Raw genomic sequence first — 18515 nt, forward strand, 5'->3', positions numbered from 1 at the left:
CTGCGGGATAAGTGCGCCTTAAAAACGGCTTTCAGGTTAAAAACCCGCCGAAAACCGTATTTTATTGCCATGATTTCCCCGACAACACACCATCACTGCGTTTCGGGATCCTGTGTTCATGGTCAGTGAGTTTTTAAAACGTTTTTCCAGATTCCTAACCATGAACGGTATCCACGTCTCCCCCACCTTTATGGTCAATGGTCTGGTGCAGGCCGATCTGGGGAGCGGCGACGACATCAGCGCCTGGGCGGCGCGCATTCTGGCCTGAGGGTCCGGTTTGCATAACGGGCTGGGTAAATAGCGCCCCGCCTGACGACTGCTACACTGCTTCAACACCTTAACGAAAAGGCAGGTCAACATGTCAGATACCAACTATCAGCCACCGAAAGTCTGGACGTGGGATAAGTCCGGCGGCGGCGCGTTTGCCAATATCAACCGCCCAATTTCCGGCGCAACCCATGAGAAAGCGCTGCCGGTAGGTAAACACCCGCTGCAACTCTATTCGCTGGGGACGCCAAACGGGCAGAAAGTCACGATTATGCTGGAAGAATTACTGGAAAGCGGCGTGAAAGAAGCTGAGTACGATGCCTGGCTTATTCGCATTGGCGAAGGCGATCAATTCTCCAGCGGCTTTGTGGATGTCAACCCGAACTCCAAAATTCCGGCCCTGCGTGATAACAGCACCACCCCGCCGACCCGGGTATTTGAATCGGGGGCGATCCTGGTCTATCTCGCGGAGAAATTCGGTCACTTCCTGCCAAAAGATCTGGCCGGACGTACCGAAACCCTGAACTGGTTGTTCTGGCTGCAGGGCTCGGCCCCGTTCCTCGGCGGCGGCTTTGGTCACTTCTATCACTATGCTCCGGTCAAAATCGAGTACGCCATCAACCGCTTTACGATGGAAGCGAAACGCCAGCTGGATGTGCTCGATAAGCAACTGGCCGGGCATAAATTTGTTGCCGGTGACGAATACACCATTGCTGATATGGCTATCTGGCCGTGGTACGGCAATGTGGTGCTGGGTAATGTTTACGATGCCGATACCTTCCTGGAAGCCAGCGGCTACCCCCATGTGCTGCGCTGGGCCAAAGAGGTGGCGGCACGCCCTGCCGTGAAGCGCGGTCGGATGGTCAATCGTACTTTTGGCGAACCGAGCGAACAGCTGCATGAACGCCACGATGCCGCTGACTTCGAGACCCAAACCGAAGATAAGCGCAACGCTTAAACTTTCTCTCCCGGGTGGACAAACGCCCGGGAGCCTTTCTCTCTCCGTTCTCTGCGACTGTTTTTTTCACACCATATTTACATCCCTGAAATAACTGGTAAGAATGCCTTTTATTTATCCATATTCACGGCAAATGTCTGAAAACGCGCTAAAACAGCAGATCCTGAATCTGAAAAAGCATAACGCACGCCTGGTGCGAATAGCGCGTGACGCCCGCAGCAAGCTCAGCGCGGCGCTGGACGGCACCGGCCTTTGCCTGTGGCAGCTTGATATTCCCAGCGGAAAACTGATTATTTTCAATCGCCGATGGGGGTCGATGCTGGGCTATCAACCTAAAGAACTGAGCGCCCATTTCGATGTCTGGCGCGAACACCTTCATGTGGATGACAGAGCCCGCGTTCTGGATGCTTTTTATGGTCATCTGGAGGGAAAAACCCCGTTCTATGAAGCATTGCATCGCATGCAGCATAAGAATGGCACCGTCACCTGGGTGCTGGACAGGGGTCGGGTCAGCCAGTGGGATGAACAGGGTAAGCCGCTAAAAGTCACCGGCACCCACATCGACATGACCAAAGAGAAGCAGTATGAAGAGCAGCTTTCGGTTCTGGCGAATCATGACCCGCTGACCGGGCTGGCAAACCGTCATGCCCTGCTCAAACATTTCGATGAGCTAAAAGAGAGCGGCCCGCTGTGCGTCGCTTTTATCGATCTTGATGATTTTAAAGTGGTAAACGACACGTTAGGCCATCGCAGCGGGGATGAGTTACTGATCCAGTTAAGCTTGCGCCTGCGCGAGGCCTGCCCGGAAGGGACGGTGGTTGGGCGACTGGGCGGGGATGAGTTTGTTTTGCTATTACCTTTCGCGATCAACAGCCTGCTTATCAACAGCGCGGCGCATAACTGTTTACATGCCGCACTGATGCCCTTTGAGCTGGATAATGGCGATGCAACGGTTGGGGCTTCGATAGGCATTGACGAAGTTCAGCGCCATGATGATTTCGTCAATGCCCTCAGGCGCGCCGATATGGCGATGTACCAGATTAAACACTCAGGCAAAAACGGTGCAGCCGTAGGTGATTCGGTGCTCTCTGTCCCTCCCAGAGAGAGGCTGACGCCATGAAAACTGACCGTCAGCAGGCGCTGTTACAGCTCCTCTCTGCGCACGAGACGCTGACCACTGAGGCACTGGCCACGCAACTTTTAGTCAGTAAAGAGACCATTCGCCGGGATCTAAAAGCCCTGCAAAGCGCGGGAAAAATCGTGCGCCGTCACGGTCGGGCCCGATGCTTACACAGTGCCCATAATGACAGCGCAGAACCTTTTTATACCCGCCTGAAAAGCCACTACGCGGACAAAGCGGATATCGCCCGTCATGCGCTGAACTGGCTGGAAGCCGGAATGACGCTGGCGCTGGATGCCAGTTCGACCTGTTTTCACCTGGCAAAACAGCTGCCGGATATCCCGCTGACGCTGTTTACCAACAGCGTGCCGGTCTGCCAGGAGATGGGCCGACGTTCGCATATCACCCTTATCTGTTCCGGCGGTATTCTGGATCGCAGCTCCCGCAGCTACGTCAACCCGGCGCTCCCCACCCTGCTGAAGTCGCTGGAGATCGATCTGTTTATCTTTTCCTGTGAAGGGGTCGATGCAAAGGGCGAAATGTGGGATTCAACAGACAATAACGCCCGCTTTAAGGCCCAGCTGCTGCGCCGGGCGCACCAGTCCCTGCTGTTGATAGATAAAAGTAAGTTTTACCGCGCCGGAGAAGCGCGGATTGGGGATCTTTCACTGGTGACTCAGATGGTGACAGATGTAAAACCGACGCTGCTTCAGCGTTGAGGTTCGGTAAAGTCCAGCTCCAGATCCTGTAACGCTTCAAGCGTAGCGCGCGCTTCGGCTTCATCCACAAGACTCATGGCAAAACCCACATGCACCAGCACCCACTGCCCCAGCAGCGTAGCGGGATCTTCTTCACACACCAGCATGATATTCACCTCCCGGCGTATGCCGCACACATCCACCTGCGCCAGATGATGAATACTTTCCCCTACGCCGACAACCAGGCCGGGAACCCCAATACACATAGCTACTCCTGCTGAATTTCGATGCTTTTAATCTGCATATCAATATTGATTTGCGGCTGTAATGCCGGGCTTTGGCAGTGCGGACACGCGCCCTCTTGCGTCGGTTCGACAGACTGGCTACAGCTCCAGCACCAGGCCTGTAACGGCAGGGACAAAATATGTAACTGGCAGCCTTCGGCCAGCGTGCCCTGGCAGGTAATGTCAAAGCCAAATTGCAGGGCGCTCTCCTCGACACAGGCCCCGGCCCCCAGCTCAAGCCAGACGCCGGTCACCCGTTTTGCGCCATGTTCTCTGGCCTGCTGTTCAAGGATCGACACCAGATTCTGGCAAAGAGAGAGTTCATGCATGTTCACCTCCTCGCAGCCGGGTAAGCAGCGCGCGGCGGCTTACACCCGGATCAACCACCGGCAGGGAGAGCGCCATACGCAGACAGTCCTGCGCCAGCGCTTTCCCCTCTTCGGCGGTCAGTTCAGGCGCAAGGGGCGACATCAGCGAACAGGCGCAATACTGGGAGATCCCGGTCAGCTCGCCAAGGGTAAACACCATCTCACCGTAAGGCAGCGTCAGGCCGATTTTCTCTCCCACTTTGCGTAAAGGCCAGTTCTGCCGGGGGCCAGGAAAGATAACAAGGCTCAACATCCAGGGGGTCAGCACACAGCCTGTCCACTGGCCTTCAAAGAGGGTGAAAGGCGGAACAAAAACCGGCATTAAGGGGTGCAGAAAAGGCAAATCCTGCATCCTTTCCTGCGCTATCTTCGCAAATGCCGCCTGCACCAGCGGCTGTGGCGAGGCCGCAAAACCCACGACGTTATGCATCCTGCACCTCACGGGGGACGGCAGTCACACCTGATACCTGTAGCGCCGCCAGCACCGCCTCTAACGCAGGCTCAAGGCTTGCCTTCACCTTCGGCGTTAAGCCGATATGCGGCGTCAACGACTGCGGGATAACCCCAACCAGGGTGATTTTCTGCGGAAATTCATCGGTAAAACGCAGGGCGGACAGGACATCCGAAAGCCCCAACTGGTGAGGCGAGATTTTGTTATTGAACAAGGCGGGGACTTCACCATCACGCAGGATCAGCAGTTCGCCGGGTGCGCTTTTACGTGACACAACCGCATCGACAATGATCAAGTGCGTCCGGTTTGCCATCGCCTCCATCAGTTCCATTCCGGCCGTGCCGCCATCAAGAACTTCAACTTCCTGGGGCAGGCGATAACGCTGCTCCAGGGCTTCGACCACCCGCACGCCTATCCCTTCATCGCTCAGAAGAATATTGCCGACACCCAGTACCAGTATGCTCATCACAATACCTTCACCGAAACCACATCGTTACCGTCCGCATCGACCACATGCACCGCACAGGCCATGCAGGGGTCGAAGGAGTGAATGGTCCGCACCACTTCCAGCGGTTTGTGCACATCAGCAACCGGCGTTCCAACCAGCGATTGTTCGTAAGGCCCAATCTCGTCATTGGCATTGCGCGGCCCGGCATTCCAGGTCGAGGGGACGACCGCCTGGTAGTTGCCGATTTTACCGTCTTTGATAACCATCCAGTGCGACAGCATGCCGCGAGGCGCTTCCAGAAAACCGACGCCTTTGAACTCGCCCGTCGCCGGGATTTCCGGTTTTACGAAGGTCATGTGGTCGCCTTTTCCGATATTGGCGATCAGCGCGCTGTACTGATGCTGGAGGATATGTTGTAACTCGCAGGCATGAACGGTGCGCCCGATAATGCGCCCAAGCGTGGAGTGCAGTTGCTCCACGGCAATCGTCTTACCGGTGAGTTTCTGGTAAATGGCGATGATTTCGTTGAGCTTCGCCCAGGTCGATTCACGCTTTGCCGCCAGTTTGTTAAGCATGTTCGCCAGCGGCCCGACCTCCACCGTTTTGCCGTAGAACGTCGGCGATTTTACCCAACTGTATTTGCCGTCATCCTGCCAGCCGGTGTAGTCCGGTATTGTCGTCCCTTCCCAGGGTGCCTGCGGCGCTTCATCTTTGTACCAGGCGTGCTTCGCGCTCTCCTGGATCCCTTTGATCAGATAGTCATCGCGATGAGAGGTAATCTCCCGCCAGTTGGCCAGATCGCCATTCTCAATATAACCGCCCGGAAAAAGGAAGCTGCCGTTCTGCGCGTCGGTGGGGAATTCCGGCGCACTCAGGTAGTTCACCGCCCCTTTGCCTCTGGTCAGCCACTCTGGATAAAACGCGGCAATGACCGCCGTATCGACCTTATAGACCTGTTCAACAAAGTCCTGTAAGCGGTCAATAAAGGATTTGATGTACATCAGGCGCTCAAGATTAAGTACCCCCAGCCCATCCAGATTGATCGGGTTTGCCACGCCGCCGACCGCCAGATTCTGAATATGCGGCGTTTTCCCGCCCAGCAATGCGACCACGCGGTTGGCATCCCGTTGGCACTCCAGCGCCTGAAGATAATGCGCCACCGCAATCAGATTAATTTCCGGCGGCAGTTGCATTGCGGGGTGTCCCCAGTAGCCGTTGGCAAAAATCCCCAGTTGGCCGCTTGCCACCAGCGCTTTAATTTTCTGCTGCACTTTGCTGAGCTCTTCAGCACTGTTTAATGACCAGCTCGAAATACCTTTCAGCAGCGCCGAGGCCTTTTCAGGATCGGCCTGCAGAGCGGAGGTGATGTCCACCCAGTCGAGGGCCGAGAGCTGATAAAAATGCACAATATGATCGTGGGTGGTATGGGCTGCCAGAATGATATTACGGATATACTGGGCATTGAGCGGTACGTTGATATTCAGCGCGCTTTCCGCCGCCCGCACCGATGAAATAGCATGGGTGGTGGTACATACGCCGCAAATACGTTGCACTATCATCCACGCATCACGCGGATCGCGCCCCTTCACAATCTCTTCCATTCCTCGCCACATAGTCCCCGATGCCCAGGCCCGGGAAACTACGCCATTTTCAATTTCGCAATCAATGCGTAAATGACCCTCAATACGGGTCACCGGATCGATGGTGATACGTTGACTCATGCTTTGCTCGCCTCATGGCTTCGTTGTTGTTTTAACGGGGGAATAATGGGTAACAAGCGAATAAGCAGGATGTAGGCGCAAATCTCGGTGGCCACAAAACCAATGGAGATAAGCAGCTCTTCCGCCGTTGGGAAGTAGTGATAACCATCGCCTGGATTAAACGCCAGCAGGGAGTAGGACAGACGCCATAAGGCGCAACCGAGCAGCATACTGACCGCCCCGAGAAATAAATAACGGGCGTCATTACGCAGACGCGGCAGGCGAAATACCAGCAGCGGGAAGAGCAGCAGCAGGATTTCGGCCCAGAACATCAGGCTGTAGCTGTCTGCGGCAAAGGCCAGCGGCAGCTTGTTGCGCCAGAGAAGTTCGCCGAAGCGCAGCAGCAGAAAAAGCGCCAGCAGGACGCTCAGGGTGGTCGTCAGTTTGCGAAACAGATGTTGCTCATCAGGCCCATTGCCTTTCAGCCCGGCCTGCAACAACGAGCCTTCGAAAATAAGAATGGAGAAACCCATCATAAAGGCAGTCAGCAGCGAAAAGAGCGGTAGCATCTCGTAGCTTTGCCATAACGGATGCACTTTATGCCCGGCGGCGATCATCAACGATCCCATTGAGGACTGGTGCATGGTGGGCAGCAGCGCGCCGAGGGCAATAATGAAAAACATAATTTTGTTGAGCCGCTTTAACGATACCTTCCAGCCCAGGCGCTCCAGCAAGGCAGGCGCGAACTCCAGCGCCATTACGGCTATGTAAATCGTCATACAGACAGCCGTTTCGAACAGCACCGAGTTCACATTGAAGTGGCCAGGAATATAGAAGTACGGCAGGTTCCAGTAGCGCCCGACATCCACGGTGATAGACAGGCCGCCCAGCGAATAACCAAACAGGCTGGCCAGCAACGCAGGACGCACAAGGGGATGATATTCGCCGCGATTAAACGCATAGACCATCCACGCCAGTGCCCAGCCGCCGCAGGCAAAACCGGTACCTATCAGTAAATCGAAGGCTATCCAGATACCCCATGGATAGCCGCCGTTAAGCGCCGAAACCGATCCTAGACCAAAGACCAGACGCTTGATAATCAGCAGGCCACAGAGGATGACCAGCGGCCCGAAGATATAGACAGCTTTACTGAGCAATTTGCCGCCGATTGGCTGCGGATCATGATGCATCATCATCCCCTCCCTTATGCTCATCATTGCGGGTATGGCGCCAGACCAGCGCAGTCAGTCCTGCGAGCACCGCCAGTGGCAACATCATCCCTTTATAGACGGTGTGCTGAATGTTTTCCGAACGCGCGCCCGTAGAGATGTCATCCAGTTCCGGCAGGCCGAGGCTGGTACAGGGAACCCCGGTCAGCACCAGCACCTGGGTGCCGCCACCTTCATGCTCACCGTACAGATGTGGATGATATCTGGGGACTTCACGCAGGTTAGGATCCCTGGCATCAAAGCTCTGGCGCGGATAGCCATATTCGCTTCCCGGCGTCAGCGCCAGGCGTTTTTTCGCCTCTTCCAGCAGCCGTTCACGGGTACCGAAAATAACGGCGCCGGTCGGGCACACTTCCACGCATCCTGGCAGACCGCCTTTGTTCAGTCGCTCAACCCCCGCCTGATTGCACAACTCGCACTTATGCAGGGCGCCGAAGGGGTTGTTGTAATCGTATTTCGGGACGTTATAGGGACAGGCCACCATGCAGTAGCGACAACCCGTGCACACATCAGGGTTGTAATGCACGATGCCGGTTTTGGCATCTTTTCTCAGCGCCGAGACCGGGCAAACGGAGACGCAGTTAGGATCAACGCAGTGCATACACTGTTTTTTGATGTAGGCGTAGCCATCGGTGAGCTGGTCTTTGTGCTGCGCGTTGCCGCTGCGCCAGACCTGAATAACGTTGTTGGTATAAGGAGTGAGTTTGCTGTTATTCGACCAGGTTTTCTCGCCCTGCGGGTTGCGCGCCGGAAAGTTGATGTCCTGGCAGCGGGTGACGCATGCCTGGCAGCCAATGCAGAGCGTTGAGTCATACAGCATACCCAAAGCACCCTCAATGGGTGGTCGGTTATGGACGGCAGCCGAAACGGGAAACGCGCTACCCGCCAGCAATGCCCCACCGGACGCGGCCTTCAGAAAGTTACGTCTGTTCACCGTCACTCTCCCTGTGAGTCAGTACTGTTTTTCTTTTGCTGGCGTCCCAGCTCGCGCACCGTCATGGCCCCAACGCCAGCCATCAGACCCACGACGCCCCCCAGCAGCCCCACCGCAGAGGCCGACACCGCGCCCCCTTCTTTGCCGTTCACCGGCGGTTTTTCTGCCGGAGGCGTCGTATTTTCAACATGCGCCAGCTGATGGATACCTTTGTGGAACCCGGTGCCTTCTTCATTGCAACCGTAGCAGGGATGACCAATGGCAACCGGCCAGACACCGCCCACATCGCAAAACTGTAGCGTTGAGCAATTGCCCCAGGTTTCCGGCCCTTTACAGCCGAGGTGGTAGAGGCACCAGCCTTCGCGATGCCCGTCATCACCGAACTCTTTGGCAAAGCGCCCGGCATCAAAATGGGGGCGACGCTCACAGTGTTCGTGGATCAGACGGCCATATGCAAAGAGCGGGCGGTTTTTACCGTCGAGTTTCGGCGCGGCGCCAAAGGTAATAATGTGCGCCACGGTGGCAAGAAAGTTATGCGGATTCGGCGGGCAACCGGGAATATTGATCACCGTTTTACCAGGAAGGACCTCCTGCAGCCCCACGGCGCCCGTTGGATTCACACCCGCAGCCGCCACGCCGCCCCATGCCGCGCAGGAGCCAATGGCAATAATGGCCGCGGCATGTTCCGCGGCCTTGCGGATATGATTAATGATTGGCTCTCCTGCCACCATGCAGTAAATGCCATCATCTTTGAGTGGAATCGAGCCATCGACCACCAGCACGTACTGCCCTTTCCAGGTTTCCAGCGCATGGTGTTTATTCTCTTCAACCTGATGCCCAAAAGCGGCGCTCAGCACTTCGTGGTACTCCAGCGAAATGGTCTCGAGGAGCAGATTTTCAATGGTGGGATGCGTGGCACGTAAAAGCGATTCGGTACAACCCGTGCATTCCTGAGCGCCAATCCAGACAACGGGTGGACGCTTAGTCTGACTCACGGCCTGGGCAATTTCTGCCGCCGCATTGCTACTGAGTCCCATGGTGGCCGCCAGCGCAGCACAAAGCTTCAAAAAGTCACGACGATCAACGCCGCCGTGAGAACTAATAAAGGTATTTTCTCCGGTCATTTATCGTAATCCCCATTATTGGATTGGGGTTATTTTGCCTCTGTTTCATTCACAAAAATGCAACCTGTGCGACATTTCCTTATTTTTGATATGGATATAAAAACATTTTGCTTACAACCGCGATTCGCCTGAATGATGAAAATGCGCTGAGCCGATACAGCAGGAGGAGACGAACAATCGAACGTCAGAAAGCAAAAGAGATAAACGCCAACAAAATTCCTTTATCTCTTTGATATTTAATGGATATATCGAGTGGCAGTATAAAGCAACAGTACTATTTATTGTCCTGCTGATAGCCTGCCATAAAGAAACGCACCACGGTGCCGGAGTTGTTTTCACGGAAAAAGTCCATCACCATCTCTTTGTCCAGCCCATAGCGACGGGTCAGCACGCCTGCTTCCCAGGCGCTGAGCTGTCTGTCGCCGGTTCTCTCGAACATACGATGCGAAAAACCCAGTACGAAACCCCGTTTGTAGTCAGCACAGAAATGCGAAACGCTTTTTGCACTGTCCGCTTGCGTGGCTTTCAGACCCGCCATTAACCCTTTGCCGAAATGATTTTCCATCTTTCCGCCCTCAACCGTTATATAAAAAAATATATAGCGATATATTGGGCGGTGATAGCTTTATTTAGAAGGCGACCCATTCATCCGATGAAGCCGTGGGACTTTTTGCCGTCGCACGGGTCAGGGGTGATTTCAGCGGTGCCGGCGTGACCACCGTCTGCTGATCATTATGGGACAAACGGAACTTCTGCACCGAACGCTGCAGCTCTTCCGTCTGACGCTCCAGGGCAGCCGCAGCAGTGGAAACCTCTTGCACCAGCGTGGCGTTCTGCTGGGTAACATTATCCATCTGGGAAATCGCTACGCCGACCTGAGAAATCCCCTTGCTCTGCTCCGCGGAAGCCGAGGCAATCTGCTTCATGATGGTGGTGACTTCGGTTACCGCACGCAGAATACCTTCCATTGTGGTGCCAGTATCGCTGACCAGTTTGGCGCCTTTATTCACCCGGGTTACAGAATCTGCAATCAGGGTTTCAATCTCTTTGGCAGCACCGGCACTGCGGCTTGCCAGGTTACGGACTTCACCCGCTACCACGGCAAAACCACGTCCCTGCTCACCGGCACGCGCCGCTTCAACGGCGGCATTAAGCGCAAGAATATTGGTCTGGAAAGCAATACTGTTAATCACCGTAGTGATTTCAGCGATTTTCTTCGAACTGTCGGAGATGCCTGCCATGGTACTGATAACTTCATCAACCAGCTCGCCGCCTTTACTTGCGGTAGTTGAGGCAACCTCAGCCAGATCGCTTGCCTGGCTGGCGTTTTCAGCATTCAGTTTCACGGTAGCCGTCAGTTGTTCCATGCTGGCAGCGGTTTCTTCCAGCGCGGCGGCCTGCTCTTCAGTACGTGAAGAGAGATCGTTATTGCCGCTGGAAATTTCCGTCGCGCCACGCCAGATATTGTCACTTCCCTGGCGAATAGTGCTGACCGCATCGCGCAGGCTGTCCTGCATGTTACGCAGCAGCGGCACCACACGACCCACGCAGTTGCGACCGAAATCTTCGATAGGCTGACTCAGATCGCCCTGCGCCATCTTGCCGAAATGTTCGCGAATCGCATCCAGCGGTTTGACCAGCATGTTGACCAGGTAACGGTCGGTAAACAGCAGGATCAGGATCCCCAGCACCATGGCGGCAATAATAATGGTGCGGGTGATACTGGTTTGACCGTCGACCATAATACGCGTCGTTTCCAGTCTGTCGCTGGCGGCTTTATTAAAGCTTTCGGCACCTGTACCAAAGGCGCGGCTTAGCGCCGGAGTCACGTTATTCGCCTGCTGACGATAGGCTTCAACAGATCCCTGCTGTGCGGCCTGCATCTGCGGAGTCACCCCCTGATCCAGCAGTGCCTGCCAGCTGCTAATCACCTGCTCAGAGACTTTGGGATCCATGGGGCCTGGGGAAATGGCTTTAAATTCCGTAAGCTTTTTCGCCATCCCTTCCTGCGCCTGCTGAACGGAAGCCAGGTCAACGGAACCACCTGCGGCTTTGGTTTCCATCGCCCGACCCAGTCGGGTCACAAAGCGGAAGTATTGATCATTGCCCTGGCTCAGTAAGGTCATCTGTGACACGAGCTGGCGATCAACTTCATTGCCCTCGGCCACTTTTGAAAGTGAAAAAACGCTATACAAACCGACACCGGACCACAGCAGGCCAAAAATGCCCAGGATCACCAGCATAACGATTCGGATAGTAAAGTTTTGAAGCATACGCATATTTATTTCCTTGCTTTGAAGGTACATTCTCCCCCGAAGGGGAGACTTAACTTCGTTATCGGCAAGTTTTAGAGAAGTTGTATGGATCAAAGTAAAAAAATTGATCACAAATCAGGCAGCAAAAACCCTTTATGTTAAAAGGATGAAAAACCACTCAGGATGATATTTTGTAAACAACCGACGCCAATTATCATTCCTACGGAACAGATAATACCGCAACTAAACTACACGCAACCCATTAATATAACTAACTAATTTTATTAACAGGCTAATAATGATATTTCTTTCCTATTTTTAACCAATTTTCATTTCTAATGAAAAACAAAAAAACAAAGAATGTTCAGTTTAATATAAAAAGAAAAACAACACCCTTCTTAAAATAATAAAAACAGACACTTTTCGGTATTGGAAAATAATCAAAAAAGAGACACCATGAAATATTAAAAAAAAGAAAATGATCACTTTTAAAGCCTGATCTATAAGTATTTAGCATAGTTAAAGTATCATTTACCCCTCCTAACAGCATCGCCTTGTTACCGGTAATCGTGACACTGCTTCTCAGCCTGAAAATTCGTTTTTTTAGGGAGGAATCCAGAAACCATGCGGCTTACAGCCATGACTGAGATACAAAAAGTGACATACTCCAGGAATATTCGCAGAAATGAAGCGTTCAGAGACTTAATTTTCGGACCAGCAAGGGGAAGATATTTGCGCAAAAGAAACGTTTCGCCGGTCGGCACTCCAGTGGATCGGCGTATAAGAATTTTCGCAGAAAGAGAGACTCACCAGGGGTAAAATCGGCTTCTCATCGCAATATGATTCGTGCTGGAGTGAAGGTACCCAATAGCGGTATTTGTCCGTGTGTCAGCAATCAGACACAATAATAATACTGCCATTTTACATAACTCCAGAAAATCACAAACAAACAGATGATTAAACCAGGACGATTGGAATATACCAACATTATGCACCTGAGTTTACGCTTAGTCAGGAAACCTCCTGGGGTTGTTCCCTGGCAAATCATCCCCCGTCAGCCACTGACTTCCCCTCAGACAACCTGACTCTGATGCGAAAGCCCCGGAAAAATAAAGACTATTTGTTAACTTAATGTAGATGTACATTGGCGTCACTGGTGAAGAGAGGATGACGGATGAAACTGACGACGCAGATCATAACGCCAGACTGCAACGGCTTTGCGCAGCTGAAAGCAGAAAGCATGGCCAGCGGATTGAACATGCTCAGAAGGCTCGATGAGAACTGGCTGAACAATACCAACCGTTTTGACAGGCCGGGGGAAAAACTACTGGGCACCTTTTACGATGGCGTACTTATCGCTGTCGGTGGGATCAATCGCGACCCTTTTACGGCTGACGCTCGTGCCGGAAGAATTCGCCATCTGTATGTGGGCAACAGATGGCGTCGCCGGCATATCGGGCAAAATCTGTTGCGGGAGATAGTCCAGGATGCCAGCCAGGCATTTGATTTGCTGAATACCTGCGCCCCACTTTCCGCATATGCATTTTACGAGCAAGCCGGATTTCGCCGCGTCACTGATTCAGAGAAGGTCACTCATCGGCTCACTCTGCGCTGAAAACTGGATTACTTCAGTAACTTCGCCACATAGGGAAGGTTGCGGTACTTATTGCCCCAGGGCATGCCATAGCCAATCAGCAGATCATCATTTTCCATCTCCAGCGCGTAGTACTGCTTAACCGGAATAGCGACCCGGCCAGGCTTAACAAAGAGCACCGCCACGGAAATGGACGCCGGGGCATAGTTTTCAGCAATAAATTCAACTAAGCGCTTCATCGTGCCCCCCGATTCAATGGCATCATCGATCAGGATGACATGCCTGCCGCTGATGTCGATGTTGTTATGGTAAACGATGTGCGAGCTGTTGTTTCTGTCACCGGGCGTATGGGGGCAGGAAATATAATCCATGCTGATGTCGAAGCTCAGCTGGCGAGTCAGATCCGCCGTAAACAGGATCCCTCCAGGCACGACCGTGATCACCACCGCCTCATTAAAATCCTCATTAAGCTGGCTGGCTACCCGGCGAACGCCCCCGGCAATCGCCTCAGTGGAGAGAATGATTTCACCAGTATGCTCATTTTTCATCATCGTTTCCTTTAACCCAGCGGCTGTTGTTACGGGTTTACAGCGGTCAGAGAGCAAAAGTGCCCCTGTAAAGACATCCGTAAAATAGCATAACCGAGCAATCATACAATATAAACACACCACAACATTGCACAATGTATCTCAATGAATCAGAATCGAGCCTGACAAGATGACTCATCGTCTGAACTTCTGCTCACCACTATTATTCAGGTCCTGAAAATGAATGAGAAAATATCAACACGCGTTATTTTTTTTATTGCAGGTTTAGTTACTGCGACCTGGGCTGTGGTCGTCCCCTTTGCCAAAATTAACACTGGCGTGAATGACGCTTTACTGGGCACCTTACTGCTATGTCTGGGTTTTGGCGCAATGATTGCCATGCCAGTCACCGGCACATTGACATCGAGATATGGTTGCAGAAAGGTGATTTCAGTCGCAGTGGCGATTATTTTGCTCTCAATGCCATTTCTCACGTTTGTTACCAGCCCGGTGCTGTTAGGCCTCACTCTGCTGGTCTTTGGCGTAGGTGTTGGGGTGACTGATTGCGCAATGAATGTGCAGGCGATTATCGTCGAGAAGACATCAAATACCCCTTTAATGTCCGGGTTTCATGGAATGTTCAGCGTTGGCGGAATTGCGGGGGCCGGAGCAATGACGGGGCTGATGAGCCTTGGATTTAGCGTCGTGACATCGACATTGATCATTGCTTTAGCCGTACTGGCCCTGCTTGCCGTAAGTATTAAGACCCTGCTGCCTTATGCCAATCCCGTGGAAGGGCCAGCCTTCGCCATCCCCAGAGGCACGGTCTTAACTCTTGGTTTGATCTGTTTCATTATCTTTATGGCAGAAGGAACGGTTCTTGACTGGAGCGCTTTGTATCTTGTTGAAAGTCGTAATATTCCGGACACGCTTGGCGGGCTTGGCTTTGCCGCATTCGCAACCTCGATGACCATCGGAAGGCTGACAGGCGACGCGATTGTTGGAAAATATGGCGCACTGAAGGTCGTGATGGCAGGAACCCTCATCGCTACCCTGGGTTTTCTGATTGTCATTAACAGCTACACGCTCACGGTGGTGCTCGTGGGCTATCTTCTGATTGGGATTGGCTGCGCAAATATCGTTCCGGTGATGTTCTCACAGATTGGGAAACAAAAAAGCATGCCCCAGATGGTTGCCGTTCCCGCGGTCACAACCCTAGGTTACATCGGCGTGTTAGCCGGGCCGGCCATTATTGGTTACATCGCTCACCATAGCTCTATTGCCCATGGTTTTATCTTTGTCACCGCACTGGTGGTGCTGGCAGCATTGCTGTCATTCAGCATTCGTACTCTGCTTAAAGAGCATGCGACAGCATAACTGAGGAGTGCTCTGCCGTCATCAGAGTTACGTGGCCTGTACTGGACAGGTCACTCAACTATCAAAAAAACAACATAAACACACACAAATAACCATAAAATTGCTCAATCGAGCATTTACTGTTAGCGTAAGTGAAGAGACCTGGCTTGCCCGGGCATGGATTACCCGCACGGTGATTTTTATTGCCCGAGGCTGTATTTAGCCAGGAAGTCGTTAACTGAACAGGGCGCGCGGTGGCAGAATGATTAAGCTGATCATTACGGATTTGGATGGCACATTTCTTAACAGTCATGGAGATTACGACAGGGAGCTGTTTGCGAAAGTCAGGGCGTTGATGAACGAAAAAGGGGTTCATTTCGCGGCATGTACCGGAAAACAGTGTGAAAGGGTGGAAGAGCTGTTCGGCGAATTCAGCAAGGATCTGTGGATCGTTGGCGACAGCGCAACCCGCATAAAATTTAACGGCGAGTTCGTATTCCAGTCTCTCTTAAGTAATGAACTCGGGCTGCGGATAATAAATACGCTTGAGATGGCAAATCCCCGGCATGTGATTATCGCCTGCATAAACGAGGGGGCGGTGATCCGTTCCGACACTCCGCAGCACCTGAAGGACAAAGTTCGTAAGTCCTATACCAATGTTATACAGGTGGATTCGCTCAGTACCCTCAGCACCGATTTCGTCAAAATCACCGTTTACGATGAACAAGGCACCTGCCCTCAGACTCGCCCGCACCTGACACCCTATGAAAACGATGCCTATATCGTGGTTTCTGAGGCCGCATGGATCGACATCGCCGCTCAGGGTGTGCATAAAGGGACGACGGTGGAGAAACTGCAACAACAGTTAAAGGTGGGTCGCCATGAGACGATGGCCTTTGGTGACGGGTACAACGATCTTGAGTTGCTGGCCGCCGCTGAATACAGCTTCGCCATGCGCAATGCCTTTGAAGAGACCAAAGCAGCGGCCAATTTTGTCACTGGCAGCAATGACGAAAGTGCCGTGTCGCACACTATCCGTCGTATTCTGGCTCTGCAGAACTAAATGAAGCTGGCGGGGTTAACCCCGCCCTCTGCCGGCGCGCTACTGCGCGACCAGGATCCGCATGTTCAGATGCCTGAAGTCCGAGATATTGGTGTCTTCACTGACCACGGTAACATCGATATCTTCGCAGGCAGCCACTTTGTACCTCGCAACCTGCGGCATTTTATCGGCGGTCACCGCCGCAATCACTTCGTTACTCTGGCTGAGCACTTCTTTCTTAAAGCAGGCATCTTCATAGTAAACCGCACTCAGGCCAGCCTGAGGATCAAGCCCACAGACCCCGATAAACGTCTGATCAAAAACCATCGTTTTGATCTGATTTACGGTATCCGAGCTCAGTGTGCTGCCAGTAAGAGGATTGACTTTCCCCCCCAGCAGAATCAGCTCGCCTTTGGTTCGCCCGCTCAGCGCGGAGGCTATCTGTGGTGAGTTAGTCACAATCGTTAACTCAAGATCCTCCGGGAGGAATTCCACCATAGCAAGATAGGTGGAGCCTGCATCAATAAAAACGCAGGTTCCTGGTTTTATCATTTCGGCACATCTTTTGGCGACTTTCGATTTTTCAGCGATGTTCTGTGAGGCACGCACTTCAAAGCTGGCAGACTGCTTAATCTGGCTGACCGCGCCGCCATAGACTTTTTTGCACAACCCTTTGCGCGCAAGTTCCTGTAGATCCCGGCGGATGGTATGTTCCGAAACACCAAGAGTCCGCGCCAGATCCGCACCAATAACTCTGCCGCTATCGGCAAGCATCTGCTGGATCATAGACTGCCGCTGATCGGGGAATGCATCATAATCTGTCATGTTGAGTCCTAAAATAAATACAATGCCGCACGAAGCATCATAACATATCAGTTTTCGCCTCATCTCAGCGATTCACACCCCGGTCATAAAATGCAGATCTGCTGGCGCAAGGTATTGTTGTACAAAAATGTCGCGATAGAATGAGAACGCTGTTTCGAATTGACACCTATAAGAAAGGAGACATCATGCCCTGGTCAGCAAACCCTGCACGCTACGAGGAGATGCAGTACCGTTACTGTGGAAAAAGTGGTCTGCGTCTGCCCGCATTTTCGCTTGGGTTGTGGCACAGCTTTGGCCATGTCCACGCCCTCGACTCTCAACGCGCTCTGCTGCGCAAAGCCTTTGATCTTGGGATCACGCATTTTGATTTAGCCAACAACTACGGCCCACCGCCAGGCAGCGCAGAAGAGAATTTTGGCCGTCTGCTGCGGGAAGATTTCTCCGCTTATCGCGATGAGCTGATTATTTCCACCAAAGCGGGTTACGACATGTGGCCTGGCCCTTATGGCTCCGGTGGCTCACGTAAGTACTTACTTGCAAGCCTCGACCAGAGTCTGTCACGTCTGGGGCTGGACTATGTAGATATCTTCTATTCGCACCGGGTTGATGAAAACACGCCAATGGAAGAGACCGCCGCGGCACTGGCCCAGGCGGTACAAAGCGGGAAAGCGCTTTATGTGGGGATCTCGTCTTATTCCACGCCGCGAACTCAGGCGATGGTGGAATTGCTGCGTGAGTGGAAAATTCCGTTATTGATCCATCAGCCCTCTTACAACCTGCTTAACCGCTGGGTCGATAAAACCGGACTGCTTGATACGCTTGAAGAAAACGGCGTCGGCTGCATCGCCTTTACTCCACTGGCGCAGGGACTGCTAACCGGTAAATACCTGAATGGTATTCCTGACGGCTCAAGAATGCAGAAAGAGGGCAAGAAGGTTCGTGGTTTGACGGAAAAAATGCTCACTGAGGACAATCTGAGCAGCCTGAGATTGCTTAACGAAATGGCCAGCGCTCGCGGACAGACCATGGCGCAAATGGCGCTAAGCTGGCTGTTAAAAGATAACCGCGTGACCTCAGTGCTGATTGGCGCATCGCGCCCTGAGCAGCTTGAAGAGAACGTTCTGGCATTAAACAACCTGACGTTCACGGCTGACGAACTGGCGCAAATCGACAGGCACGTGGCGGATGGGGAGTTAAACCTCTGGCAGGCGTCATCAGATAAGCAATAAATAAAAAAGGGAGCGCAGGCTCCCTTTCAGACTTTGATCTAATTAAGTCAGTGCAATTAACGGACTGACTGCCATGCTTAAGCAACCTTCTCCCCATCAGTACCAG

The 18515-nt window shown here is 52.9% G+C and carries 19 protein-coding genes and 1 pseudogene; 8 read left to right on the top strand and 12 right to left on the bottom strand.

The annotated features are described in order from the left end of the window. Window positions 1-160: 160 nt before the first annotated feature. The 4 genes and pseudogenes from ACSZO4_RS18805 to fucR form a co-directional block, all read left to right on the top strand. Window positions 161-268, top strand: a pseudogene (locus tag ACSZO4_RS18805) (thioredoxin); the annotation flags it as partial. Window positions 269-358: 90 nt separating this feature from the next. Further along, window positions 359-1225 carry a glutathione-dependent disulfide-bond oxidoreductase gene (yghU, locus tag ACSZO4_RS18810; RefSeq protein WP_437890558.1) on the top strand — a complete coding sequence of 289 codons (867 nt, stop codon included), beginning with the start codon at window positions 359-361 and terminating at the stop codon, window positions 1223-1225. 133 nt (window positions 1226-1358) lie between these two features. Next, window positions 1359-2345 carry a diguanylate cyclase domain-containing protein gene (locus ACSZO4_RS18815; protein ID WP_437890559.1) on the top strand — a complete coding sequence of 329 codons (987 nt, stop codon included), beginning with the start codon at window positions 1359-1361 and terminating at the stop codon, window positions 2343-2345. After that, complete coding sequence (gene fucR / locus ACSZO4_RS18820; RefSeq protein WP_437890560.1) at window positions 2342-3064, top strand: L-fucose operon activator; 723 nt, start codon at window positions 2342-2344, stop codon at window positions 3062-3064. Before ACSZO4_RS18815 ends, fucR begins: the two co-directional genes overlap by 4 nt. On the opposite strand, the gene hybG is transcribed toward fucR, so the two are convergent. The 10 genes from hybG to ACSZO4_RS18870 all read right to left on the bottom strand — a co-directional run bounded on the left by hybG (window position 3055) and on the right by ACSZO4_RS18870 (window position 11860). Continuing rightward, window positions 3055-3309 carry a hydrogenase maturation factor HybG gene (hybG, locus tag ACSZO4_RS18825; RefSeq protein ID WP_437890561.1) on the bottom strand — a complete coding sequence of 85 codons (255 nt, stop codon included), beginning with the start codon at window positions 3307-3309 and terminating at the stop codon, window positions 3055-3057. The two genes, fucR and hybG, sit on opposite strands and share 10 nt — an antisense overlap. A 2-nt stretch (window positions 3310-3311) precedes the next feature. After that, window positions 3312-3656: a hydrogenase maturation nickel metallochaperone HypA gene (gene hypA / locus ACSZO4_RS18830; protein ID WP_437890562.1), complete on the bottom strand. Its 345-nt coding sequence runs from the start codon at window positions 3654-3656 to the stop codon at window positions 3312-3314. Further along, complete coding sequence (gene hybE, locus ACSZO4_RS18835; protein WP_437890563.1) at window positions 3649-4125, bottom strand: hydrogenase-2 assembly chaperone; 477 nt, start codon at window positions 4123-4125, stop codon at window positions 3649-3651. Before hybE ends, hypA begins: the two co-directional genes overlap by 8 nt. Next, window positions 4118-4612, bottom strand: a complete 495-nt coding sequence (locus ACSZO4_RS18840) for a HyaD/HybD family hydrogenase maturation endopeptidase (protein WP_437890564.1) — start codon at window positions 4610-4612, stop codon at window positions 4118-4120. The genes hybE and ACSZO4_RS18840 overlap by 8 nt, the downstream gene beginning before the upstream one ends. Beyond that, the gene (gene hybC, locus ACSZO4_RS18845) at window positions 4612-6315 is read right to left on the bottom strand and encodes a hydrogenase 2 large subunit (RefSeq protein WP_437890565.1); all 1704 of its coding nucleotides are present in this window, start codon (window positions 6313-6315) and stop codon (window positions 4612-4614) included. The genes ACSZO4_RS18840 and hybC overlap by 1 nt, the downstream gene beginning before the upstream one ends. Next, on the bottom strand, window positions 6312-7484 hold the full coding sequence (gene hybB, locus ACSZO4_RS18850; protein ID WP_437890576.1) for a Ni/Fe-hydrogenase cytochrome b subunit: 1173 nt from the start codon (window positions 7482-7484) through the stop codon (window positions 6312-6314). Before hybB ends, hybC begins: the two co-directional genes overlap by 4 nt. Beyond that, a complete protein-coding gene (gene hybA, locus ACSZO4_RS18855; protein ID WP_437890566.1) occupies window positions 7474-8457 on the bottom strand; it encodes a hydrogenase 2 operon protein HybA in 984 nt (327 codons plus the stop codon). Before hybA ends, hybB begins: the two co-directional genes overlap by 11 nt. 2 nt (window positions 8458-8459) lie before the next feature. Then, window positions 8460-9581, bottom strand: a complete 1122-nt coding sequence (gene hybO / locus ACSZO4_RS18860) for a hydrogenase 2 small subunit (protein WP_437890567.1) — start codon at window positions 9579-9581, stop codon at window positions 8460-8462. Between the two features lie 274 nt (window positions 9582-9855). Beyond that, window positions 9856-10146 carry a DUF2623 family protein gene (locus ACSZO4_RS18865; protein WP_437890568.1) on the bottom strand — a complete coding sequence of 97 codons (291 nt, stop codon included), beginning with the start codon at window positions 10144-10146 and terminating at the stop codon, window positions 9856-9858. 64 nt (window positions 10147-10210) lie between these two features. Continuing rightward, a complete protein-coding gene (locus ACSZO4_RS18870) occupies window positions 10211-11860 on the bottom strand; it encodes a methyl-accepting chemotaxis protein (protein ID WP_437890569.1) in 1650 nt (549 codons plus the stop codon). 1150 nt (window positions 11861-13010) lie between these two features. Between ACSZO4_RS18870 and ACSZO4_RS18875 the strand changes: the two genes are divergently transcribed. Next, on the top strand, window positions 13011-13451 hold the full coding sequence (locus ACSZO4_RS18875) for a GNAT family N-acetyltransferase (RefSeq protein ID WP_437890570.1): 441 nt from the start codon (window positions 13011-13013) through the stop codon (window positions 13449-13451). 8 nt (window positions 13452-13459) lie between these two features. Here ACSZO4_RS18875 and ACSZO4_RS18880 read toward each other — a convergent pair whose 3' ends face one another. Continuing rightward, window positions 13460-13981 (bottom strand): phosphoribosyltransferase, encoded by a 522-nt coding sequence (locus ACSZO4_RS18880; protein ID WP_437890571.1) that lies wholly within the window; start codon window positions 13979-13981, stop codon window positions 13460-13462. Window positions 13982-14197: 216 nt separating this feature from the next. Here ACSZO4_RS18880 and ACSZO4_RS18885 point away from each other — a divergent pair, with 216 nt between their 5' ends. Beyond that, window positions 14198-15334, top strand: coding sequence for an MFS transporter (locus ACSZO4_RS18885; RefSeq protein ID WP_437890572.1), 1137 nt, complete (start codon window positions 14198-14200; stop codon window positions 15332-15334). Between the two features lie 241 nt (window positions 15335-15575). Further along, a complete protein-coding gene (locus ACSZO4_RS18890; protein ID WP_437890573.1) occupies window positions 15576-16376 on the top strand; it encodes an HAD family hydrolase in 801 nt (266 codons plus the stop codon). Window positions 16377-16415: 39 nt separating this feature from the next. Here the strand turns inward: ACSZO4_RS18890 and ACSZO4_RS18895 are convergent, their stop codons facing one another. Continuing rightward, complete coding sequence (locus ACSZO4_RS18895) at window positions 16416-17180, bottom strand: DeoR/GlpR family DNA-binding transcription regulator (RefSeq protein ID WP_437890574.1); 765 nt, start codon at window positions 17178-17180, stop codon at window positions 16416-16418. 185 nt (window positions 17181-17365) lie between these two features. Between ACSZO4_RS18895 and ACSZO4_RS18900 the strand changes: the two genes are divergently transcribed. Beyond that, the gene (locus tag ACSZO4_RS18900; protein ID WP_437890575.1) at window positions 17366-18409 is read left to right on the top strand and encodes an aldo/keto reductase; all 1044 of its coding nucleotides are present in this window, start codon (window positions 17366-17368) and stop codon (window positions 18407-18409) included. The last annotated feature ends 106 nt before the right edge of the window (window positions 18410-18515 follow it).

This window comes from Phytobacter sp. V91 (assembly GCF_965644225.1).
Classification (GTDB): domain Bacteria; phylum Pseudomonadota; class Gammaproteobacteria; order Enterobacterales; family Enterobacteriaceae; genus CBFFRJ01.

Bases quoted from the DNA above. Each gene is read 5' to 3' on its own strand.
- hypA (WP_437890562.1), bottom strand. From the start codon at position 3,656: ATGCATGAACTCTCTCTTTGCCAGAATCTGGTGTCGATCCTTGAACAG.
- ACSZO4_RS18880 (WP_437890571.1), bottom strand. From the start codon at position 13,981: ATGATGAAAAATGAGCATACTGGTGAAATCATTCTCTCCACTGAGGCG.
- hybC (WP_437890565.1), bottom strand. From the start codon at position 6,315: ATGAGTCAACGTATCACCATCGATCCGGTGACCCGTATTGAGGGTCAT.
- ACSZO4_RS18895 (WP_437890574.1), bottom strand. From the start codon at position 17,180: ATGACAGATTATGATGCATTCCCCGATCAGCGGCAGTCTATGATCCAG.
- ACSZO4_RS18870 (WP_437890569.1), bottom strand. From the start codon at position 11,860: ATGCGTATGCTTCAAAACTTTACTATCCGAATCGTTATGCTGGTGATC.
- yghU (WP_437890558.1), top strand. From the start codon at position 359: ATGTCAGATACCAACTATCAGCCACCGAAAGTCTGGACGTGGGATAAG.
- ACSZO4_RS18900 (WP_437890575.1), top strand. From the start codon at position 17,366: ATGCCCTGGTCAGCAAACCCTGCACGCTACGAGGAGATGCAGTACCGT.
- ACSZO4_RS18885 (WP_437890572.1), top strand. From the start codon at position 14,198: ATGAATGAGAAAATATCAACACGCGTTATTTTTTTTATTGCAGGTTTA.
- ACSZO4_RS18890 (WP_437890573.1), top strand. From the start codon at position 15,576: ATGATTAAGCTGATCATTACGGATTTGGATGGCACATTTCTTAACAGT.
- hybG (WP_437890561.1), bottom strand. From the start codon at position 3,309: ATGTGTATTGGGGTTCCCGGCCTGGTTGTCGGCGTAGGGGAAAGTATT.
- hybE (WP_437890563.1), bottom strand. From the start codon at position 4,125: ATGCATAACGTCGTGGGTTTTGCGGCCTCGCCACAGCCGCTGGTGCAG.
- hybO (WP_437890567.1), bottom strand. From the start codon at position 9,581: ATGACCGGAGAAAATACCTTTATTAGTTCTCACGGCGGCGTTGATCGT.
- ACSZO4_RS18875 (WP_437890570.1), top strand. From the start codon at position 13,011: ATGAAACTGACGACGCAGATCATAACGCCAGACTGCAACGGCTTTGCG.
- ACSZO4_RS18865 (WP_437890568.1), bottom strand. From the start codon at position 10,146: ATGGAAAATCATTTCGGCAAAGGGTTAATGGCGGGTCTGAAAGCCACG.
- ACSZO4_RS18840 (WP_437890564.1), bottom strand. From the start codon at position 4,612: ATGAGCATACTGGTACTGGGTGTCGGCAATATTCTTCTGAGCGATGAA.
- hybB (WP_437890576.1), bottom strand. From the start codon at position 7,484: ATGCATCATGATCCGCAGCCAATCGGCGGCAAATTGCTCAGTAAAGCT.
- fucR (WP_437890560.1), top strand. From the start codon at position 2,342: ATGAAAACTGACCGTCAGCAGGCGCTGTTACAGCTCCTCTCTGCGCAC.
- ACSZO4_RS18815 (WP_437890559.1), top strand. From the start codon at position 1,359: ATGTCTGAAAACGCGCTAAAACAGCAGATCCTGAATCTGAAAAAGCAT.